This window comes from Mesorhizobium sp. M7A.F.Ca.AU.001.01.1.1 (assembly GCF_004022735.1).
Lineage (GTDB): Bacteria > Pseudomonadota > Alphaproteobacteria > Rhizobiales > Rhizobiaceae > Mesorhizobium > Mesorhizobium ciceri.
In genome coordinates, this window is record NZ_RZPF01000232.1 from 1 (window position 1) to 8,464 (window position 8,464).

An 8,464-nucleotide genomic window follows, 5' to 3' on the forward strand; every position below is an offset into this window, starting at 1 on the left:
GGATAGCCCTCGGCATATTTGTTGGTCATGATCGAGCCCTGCGCCTCAAGCACCGCGCGGGAAACAATGTTTTCCGAGGCGATCAGCTCGATCTCGTGGCGCTGGCGGCCGAGTTCGTTGCGGATGGCGCCGAAAATCTCCGGATCGGCGTCGGCCAGCGTGGTTTCGAAGAAGGATTCGAATTTGTTCGACACTGCCGCTGCTGTTGCCATAGCCTGAAATCCTCGGGGTTCGGGGGCAATTTTGTTTATGCATGTCGTTGCCCAAACCGCTGTACACTTTTGGGCAACCTGCACGCGGCGCCATTAACACAGTTGTTTTCGCCCCGCCACGTTTGCCACGCGAAATTTGCTGGCCGGATTGCGCCAGCCAGGCCCGCGCGTCGTTATTTCCTCGCCTTCCGGCCCCTCAGCAATGCCTCGGTGAGCGTGATCTCGGTAAACAGCGCCTGCGACGTATGGTCGTTGATCTCGCCGCTGCGAAACATGGCGCGCACGGCTTCGCGCTCGGCTTCGATGCCCGCAAATCTCAATTCGAGCTCCAGCCTTCCGGCTTCACGCGCCTCGGCGCGGGCCTCATCGGCTTCGTCCGAGGCGGCGATGCGGCGCCGGTACCCGGCGACGATGCTGTCGGCGGCGGCAAGCCTGGCGCCGGGCACCTCGCCTCCCTCATCATCTGCGGCTCCGGCGATGCTCTCGATGCGCGCGATTGCCGCCTTGGCGGCGCCGACACGCGCCAGCCGCTCCTCGGCGGCGCCGGCATCCTCACCCGGCTCGACCAGCCCCCTGGCGATCGTCGGCAGAGCGAGACTGGCGAAGACCAGCGAACAGATGATGACGCCGGCGGCCAGGAAAATGACCAGATCGCGTGCCGGGAACGGCGAGCCGTCCGGCATGGCGAGCGGCAGCGACAATATGCCGGCCAGCGTGATGGCGCCGCGCACGCCGGCCACCGAACCGGCGAGCCGCACGCGCAACCCGAACGGCTCCACCTTGCGCTTGCCCAGACGTGCGGCGATGCCGGCTGCGAGATCGCCTACCCATATCCACAGGAAGCGCAACGCGATCAGGCACAGCGTCAGCGCCACGACGGTCGCGATCGGCTGGATGATCGGGTGCAGGCTCATGAGTTCCGGCGGCACATGGCGGATGATGTCGGGAAGCTGCAGGCCGAGCACGATGAAGAGAGCACCGTTGAAAACGAAGGAAAGCGTCGTCCACAGCGACATCGTCTGCATGCGGGCCGAGACGCCGAGGAAGCGAAACACGCCGGAGCCGCCGGTGAGCAGGCCGGCGGTAACAGCCGCCAGAATACCGGACGCTCCGACATGCTCGGCGCCGAGATAGGCGATGAAGGGCAGCAGAACCATCACCAGCACCTGCGCTTCGGCCGGCACGCCGCCGATCCGGTTGAGCAATTGCAGCAGCTTGGCGGCAACGAACAGCGCCGCGACGCCGATCAGGATGCCGATCGCCACGGCATAGAGAAAACTGAACGAAGCCGCGGCAAGGGAAAAGCTGCCGGTCAGCACTGCTGCGACGGCGAAGCGGAACATGACGAGGCCTGAAGCGTCGTTGAGCAGCGACTCGCCTTCGAGAATGTGCATCAGCCGCGCCGGGACGACATTCCTGTCGACGATCGAGGACACGGCCACCGCGTCGGTCGGCGACAGCACCGCGGCAAGCGCAAAAGCGACCACCAGAGGGATGCTCGGCACTAGCCAATGCAAGGCGTAGCCGAAGCCGACGATGGTGAAGAAGACCAGCCCTATGGCCAGATCCAGGATCGGTCCGCGCAGCGCCATCAGTTCACGCTTCGGTGCGCCATAGGCATCGCCGAACAGCAGCGGCGGAATGAACACCAGCAGGAACAGCTCCGGATTGATCTCGACATGGATGCCGCGCACCGGCCAGGCGAGCGCGGCACCGATCGCAATCTGAAGCACCGGCAACGGCACCCGCACCAGGCGAACCAGCGCGCCGGAAAGCGCCACGAAGACGAGCACGACCAGAATGAAGACAGCGACTTCCATGGTCCGGTTCCAGGCTTTCCCGCCGACCATGCGCAAAGCCGGCCGATCCGTCCAGCCGCCCTCCCGTGAAAAACGCCGCGGCACCCAATCAATGAAAAAAGGCCGCCCTGAGAGGCGGCCTTTTTAAATAGAAATCAAATATTTAAAGCGCGGACGTGATCTGCAGCTCGTTGTTGCCATCAAGCGCGTAGACGTCGTCGCGGAACTGCACCACGCCCGGACCGGTCGACCAGGCCGAGAGATAGAGGAAGTGGACCGGCACCGGATTGGTGACCTGGATCGGCGTGTTTTCACCGGTCTTGATCGCCGCCTCGAAATGCTGGCGGTCCCAGCCGGGCGTGTCGCGCAGGATCCAGGTGACGAGGTCGCGCACATTCTGCACGCGCACGCAGCCCGAGGAATCGAAACGCAACATCTTGCCGAACAGGCTCTGCTGCGGCGTGTCGTGCATGTAGACGCCATCAGGGCTCGGGAAATTGATCTTCACCGAAGCCATGGCGTTTTCCGAGCCGGGATCCTGACGGAACCGGTACTTGGCGGCGTCGTCGGTCGACCAGTCGACATTCATCGGATCGACTTCGCTGCCATCGGGCGCGAACAGGCGGATGTGGCTGTTCTTGAGATAATCGGGATTTTTCCGCATCAGCGGAATGATGTCCTTGCGCACGATCGAGACCGGCGCGTTCCAGTATGGATTGACGATGATCTCGGTGATCTTGGAATTGACGATCGGCGTCTGGCGATCGATCTTGCCGACGATCGCGGTGTGGCGAAGCACGACGCGGTCGTTCTCGACCGCTTCGACCTGGGCTGCCGGAATGTCGACCAGCACGTAGCGGCTGCCCAGCGTGCCGGCCTTCTCGCGCAGCCGCTGCAGATTGGTCTGCAACTGGCCAAGCCGGATCTGCGCCGAAACGTTCATCGCCGCATAGGTGTATTTGCCCATCGAGCCATCAGCCGGCAGGCCGTGACGCAGTTGGAAGCGCTTGACTGCCGAGTCGACATAGGAATCGAAAGCCGTCGAAATGCCGGCGCTCTGCGACAGGTCGCCGGAAACCATCAGCCGCTTGCGCAACGGCACCACATCGGGATCATCGACGCCAAGCTGCAGCTTCTTGGTCGCGGGAACCTCGACCCAGCCACCCTGCCCGACAATGTTCTGGTATTGCCCGACCGCCTGTTCCGTGAAGGCAACGGTCTGCGGGCTGAAGATCGGCAGCGTCGAAGCCACCTTGCCACCCTCGCTGGCGCGGGCGTCGAACTGGTCGTCCCAATTGCCGCGCGCCGAGGATTTCAGGATATCACCGATCACATCCTGCGCATTGGCGCCGCCGGCGACCACCGCGGCTGCGAGCGCGGAGGCTCCGGACAGGAAAAAACGACGGCTGGTTTTCATGGACGTTCCAGACATTGGTAGCAGTTCGATCACTTGCTGCGTTGATCACCGGGCGATCTCGCCCGCACTGTAAAATTGGCAATCTTAACAATTAGCCAACCATGGTCCGTATCAGCTTGGTGTGACAATGCACAGGCGCGATACGGGCTGCGGGTGAACGCATGGCCTTCACCACAGCATCACTGCCATTCTCGGTTCCATTGGAATATGGCGGCAACGTGGCCTTGCGGCCAAATCCGACCGGCCAGCATTCCGAAAAGAACGGACCGTGCTTTTTGGGTATCGATCGGCGATCGACCACGCGGTGCAATGACCAGCCAAATCAAAGAAAGGCCGATGCCTCTCGGCACCGGCCCTGACTGAAGGTCGATATTTCGGCCGCGCTTCTGTGGCGCGGGCCGGATCCGATGCGGCGGATGTCTTACATCCTTACATCCGGTAGGCGATGGTGTCGTTCCAGAAGCGGTCGAGCCGCTGCAAAGCGCGGTTCATCTGCTTGAACTCATCGGTGTTGATGCCGCCGACCTGTTCGATCGAGCCGACATGACGCTCATAGAGGCCGGCGACGACCTCGGCCACCTCATTGCCCTTCGGCGTCAGCGAGACACGGACCGAACGGCGGTCGATGCGCGAGCGCTGATGGTTGATGAAGCCGAGATCGACCAGCTTCTTCAGATTGTAGGAGACGTTCGAGCCGAGATAGTAGCCACGCGAGCGCAGCTCGCCCGCGGTCAGTTCGGAATTGCCGATGTTGAACAGCAGCAGTGCCTGGATGGCATTGATGTCGGAACGGCCGTTGCGGTCGAATTCGTCTTTGATCACATCAAGCAGGCGGCGGTGCAGCCGTTCAACAAGCTGCAGCGATTCCATGTACAGGGAACGGATAGCCTCACGGCGATCGTCGGATACGTTGGCGGTCTTCGCCGCCGGACGCGAATTGATCATTGTCTTTGCCTCTCGTTTGTCGCCCTGGTGATTTTTTGTTTTTCACCTTGATCGCGACACTATCGAATACTCATAAAATTCGACTTAAACGCTAGGGCTAACAAGAGCTTACCGGTAAGAGGTTTCGGAAGAGGCTTAACGAACGGTCACCCGAGCAAGGATAATTAACCTAAAGATTTCGGCAACGATTGCAGGGCTCATTCGAGGCGACAGCCGGGCCGCCAATGGGTTCAACGGCTTAGTGGCGGACCGGGCGCTTCTGCAGGTAGATGACGACGCGAAAGACGACGTAGAGCACCGCCACCGCCGCATGCGAGACGACAATCAGCAAGCGGTGGCCGAACAACTCGGGAAAGCCGGCGTACATGACCGTCTCGGTCACCGCGCAAATGAACCATATCACCGGGCCCCAGGACGCCAGCATCCACAGGCCGGCAGCGGCAAAGGGAAAGAACACGGCGAGCACCACCGCCGCGACCTGCCAGTGCACGGGCATCAGGTCGAAACGCCACAGTGTGCCCGGATAAAAGCCGATCAGCTTGATCCAGTAGAGAATGCCGAACAGCAGGCAGTAGCCCGATATGACGCGCTGGAACCAGGCGAAGATCACCTCCACCCCCGAGGGCTGCAGAACGATGCGCCTTGAGGTCACCTCGCTCATATCAGGAGTTCCCGTTCGCCGAGCGGAGCGAAATAGGCGTCGACATCCGCTTCGCTGACCGCTGCGAGGCTTGCCGGCCGCCATTGCGGCTTCGAGCCCTTGTCGATGATGGCAGCGCGGATGCCTTCGTAGAAATCATGGCCGGCGAGCATCCGGTTGAGGATGCGGAACTCCATCTTCATGCAGGCTTCCATGGACAGCGTCAGTCCGGCGCTGATCTGCCGCCAGGCGACGCGCAGGCTGGTCGGCGAGCGGGTGCGGATCGTCGCCAGCGTCTTTGCCGCGAACTCATCGGCGGCGGCCGCACGCTCGAGGCTGTCGATGACGCGGTTCAGGGACGGTTGCGAAAAATGACGGACAATCGCCTCCAGCGTCGGCCTGTCGGTTTCTCGCCTTGCCTGCACGAAGAAGCCGCGCAGCACCGATTCCGGATCGCCGGTCAACGCCAGCCGGTCGAGGAAGCCAGCCTGGTCCTCGGCCTTGATGGTATGGGTGGCCAGCCCAGACCACAGCGCATCGCCATATCGAATGCGATTGCCGGTCAGCGCCAGATACATGCCGAAGGAGCCGCCGAGATCGGGCAGCAGGTGGCTGGCGCCAACATCCGGAAAGAAGCCGATGCCGACTTCCGGCATGGCAAACTGGGCATTCTCGGTCATCACCCGGTGCGAGCCGTGGAAGGAGATGCCGACGCCGCCACCCATGACGATACCGTCGATCAGGGCGACATAGGGCTTCTTGTAGCTGTTGATGCGGGCGTTGAGCCGGTATTCGTCGGCGAAGAACTCGACCGGCGGTTTTCCCGCCCGACCTGTCTCATAGACATGCAGGATATCGCCGCCGGCCGAAAAGGCCCTGCCCTCTGCCTTGACGACGATGACGTCGATGCCCTGGTCGGCCTCCCAGGCGGAAAGAGCGGCGTCGAGCGCCCCGATCATGCGGTGCGTCAAGGCATTGAGCGCCTGCGGCCGCGTCAAGGTGACGACGCCGGCCCGGCCCAGATGTTCGAAGCGGATCTCGTCGCCTCCGCCAAAATCCATCGTGAAAGAATCCCTCTCCCGGCCGCCGGGACTGAAGTGCTAAAGCGTGGCGCATGGGTGCGTCAATGGCGAGGACACCGGTGCAAGCTCTGGCCCGGACCAGGAGCCAGTGCTAAAAATAGAGCTGCAATACGGAAAACTGGGTAGAGTTCATTGCAGCGTACCTGCTGGGTCTTCGAACGGGACGATTGTTTATGACTCGATTTTCGCACCTTGCGCCGGTGGCAATCGGGCTGAGCCTCTGCTTGGCTGTTCACCCGGTCATGGCGGGGACTTTGGAAGACCTCTACAGCTCGCAGACCATCGTCAACGGCAAGTACGAGAAGAACCGCCAGTCCGGCTTCAAGCGCTGCCTCGACGCGGTTCTGGTGCGGGTTTCCGGCGATCAGCGCCTGCCGGCGAAACCTGAAATGACGGCATTGCGCGACAAAGCCGGCACCTTCGTCGCCAGTTTCCACTATCGCGACCGCATGGAAGGCATTCCCAACCATGACGACCAGGGCACGTACGATCGGCCTCATAATCTCTACTGCCAGTACAAGCCTGCTGACGTCGACCCGGTGCTGGCTTCGCTCGGCAGCAGGCCGTGGCTGACCGAGCGGCCACGGCTGGTGGTGTTTTTGGCGACCGAGCGCGGAACAACGCATTACGCGCTCGATGCCGAGGACGACCGTGGCATGCTGATGCGCGAATCGTTCGGCAATGCCGCCGTACCGCTGGCCATGCAGGTGACTTTTCCCACGGTGGCGCAGCTGTCGCAGGCCGGATTGGACGATCAGGCGCTTCGCAATGCCGAGATGACGAAGCTCGACACCCTTGCGGAGAAGGCCGGCGCCGACCAGGCGCTTTACGGCAGTCTCGTCTGGAGCGACAAGGAACTGGGCTGGATCGCCGACTGGCGGCTGGCCATGGCCGGCAAGACCTACATCTGGCAGGTGCGCGGTGTCGGCTTCGACGAGGCTTTCCGTGTCGCCATCAGGGGCGCGGCACAGATTCTGTCAGGCAATGGGCAACCCGAATAGGCCTCGACCCGGTCGCTGGCACAATCGTGCCGCATTGGTCAGCGGCGGGAGCTCGTGGTAAAAGCCTGCCCGAACGAGAGTACTGGCGATGAACAAATTCACCCCCGCAAAGCCCGCCGGCGCGCGCGGCGTCGACGAAATCACCGGCAGCCGCCGTCTGCGCCGCATGCGCAAGGCCGACTGGTCGCGCCGTCTGGTGCAAGAGAACCGGCTCACGGTCGACGATTTGATCTGGCCGATCTTCGTCGTCGAGGGCAAGGGTGTTTGCGAGCCGATCGCCGCCATGCCCGGCGTCTTCCGCCTGTCGATCGATCTCGCCGTCAAGGAGGCAGAGCGCGCGGCAAAACTCGGCATTCCCGCCCTCGCCACCTTCCCCAATGTGGACATCTCGCTGCGCGACCAGACCGGCTCGCACATCCTCGATCCCGACAATGTCATCAACCGCGCCACCCGCGCGATCAAGGATGCGGTACCGCAGATCGGCATCATCACCGACGCAGCGCTCGACCCATTCACCAGCCACGGCCATGACGGCATCCTGCGCGACGGCATCATCGTCAACGACGAGACAGTGGAACAGGTGACCGCCGCCGCAGTCATCCAGGCGGCCGCCGGCGCCGACATCATCGCACCGTCCGACATGATGGACGGCCGCATCGGCGCCATCCGCGACGCGCTCGATGCCAATGGTTTTCAGGACGTGGCGATCATGTCCTATGCGACCAAATTCGCCTCGGCCTTCTACGGACCCTATCGCGAGGCGGTGGGCACCGCCGGTCTGCTCAAGGGCGACAAGAAGACCTATTACATCGACCATGCCAATTCGGACGAGGCGGTGAGAGAGGCCGAACAGGACATCGCCGAGGGCGCCGACATGCTGATGGTCAAGCCCGGCCTGCCCTATCTCGACATCATCCGGCGGCTGAAGGACGAGTTCCAGATGCCGACCTTCGCCTACCAGGTGTCGGGCGAATATTCGATGATCAAGGCGGCAGGCGCCAATGGCTGGATCGACGGCGAGAAGGCAATGCTGGAATCGCTGCTCGCCTTCAAGCGCGCCGGCTGCGACGGCATCCTGACCTATTTCGCACCCGAAGTGGCGGAGATGCTGAAGGGGTAATTTCTCTTCGCGACGACGGCCGGTCGCGGCGAGCAATGTCGGCCAATCCGCTTCGACATCCATACCAATTTCCGGCTCTTGGCCGGGGAATCCATAGCGAGGGCCACTTGACCGTTGCGTGGGCTTCGTTTGAGCTTGAAAATACCGCTTGCAATTCACAATCGGTTTGTTACAAAAAACTGCTTGCAAAACACAATCGGTTATCGAGGAGGCTCGCATGTCCAAACTTCGCGTCAACGCTTTCACCC

General features: G+C 62.2%; 7 protein-coding genes and 1 pseudogene. 2 read left to right on the plus strand and 6 right to left on the minus strand.

The annotated features are described in order from the left end of the window. The 6 genes and pseudogenes from glyA to EN884_RS16005 all read right to left on the minus strand — a co-directional run. Positions 1 to 212: pseudogene (glyA, locus tag EN884_RS15980) on the minus strand (serine hydroxymethyltransferase); the annotation flags it as partial. A gap of 173 nt (positions 213 to 385) precedes the next feature. Further along, complete coding sequence (locus tag EN884_RS15985; protein WP_013532253.1) at positions 386 to 2,032, minus strand: Na+/H+ antiporter; 1,647 nt, start codon at positions 2,030 to 2,032, stop codon at positions 386 to 388. 142 nt (positions 2,033 to 2,174) lie between these two features. After that, complete coding sequence (locus EN884_RS15990; protein WP_013532254.1) at positions 2,175 to 3,428, minus strand: L,D-transpeptidase family protein; 1,254 nt, start codon at positions 3,426 to 3,428, stop codon at positions 2,175 to 2,177. 429 nt (positions 3,429 to 3,857) lie between these two features. After that, positions 3,858 to 4,373, minus strand: coding sequence for a winged helix DNA-binding protein (locus EN884_RS15995; RefSeq protein WP_008875359.1), 516 nt, complete (start codon positions 4,371 to 4,373; stop codon positions 3,858 to 3,860). A gap of 238 nt (positions 4,374 to 4,611) precedes the next feature. Further along, positions 4,612 to 5,034, minus strand: a complete 423-nt coding sequence (locus tag EN884_RS16000) for a DUF6163 family protein (protein ID WP_024504684.1) — start codon at positions 5,032 to 5,034, stop codon at positions 4,612 to 4,614. Then, positions 5,031 to 6,074: an enoyl-CoA hydratase/isomerase family protein gene (locus EN884_RS16005; RefSeq protein ID WP_013532256.1), complete on the minus strand. Its 1,044-nt coding sequence runs from the start codon at positions 6,072 to 6,074 to the stop codon at positions 5,031 to 5,033. Before EN884_RS16005 ends, EN884_RS16000 begins: the two co-directional genes overlap by 4 nt. A gap of 194 nt (positions 6,075 to 6,268) precedes the next feature. Here EN884_RS16005 and EN884_RS16010 point away from each other — a divergent pair, with 194 nt between their 5' ends. After that, complete coding sequence (locus EN884_RS16010; RefSeq protein ID WP_063167763.1) at positions 6,269 to 7,096, plus strand: DUF2066 domain-containing protein; 828 nt, start codon at positions 6,269 to 6,271, stop codon at positions 7,094 to 7,096. Positions 7,097 to 7,184: 88 nt separating this feature from the next. Continuing rightward, positions 7,185 to 8,216, plus strand: coding sequence for a porphobilinogen synthase (gene hemB / locus EN884_RS16015; protein WP_027162429.1), 1,032 nt, complete (start codon positions 7,185 to 7,187; stop codon positions 8,214 to 8,216). Positions 8,217 to 8,464 lie beyond the last annotated feature (248 nt).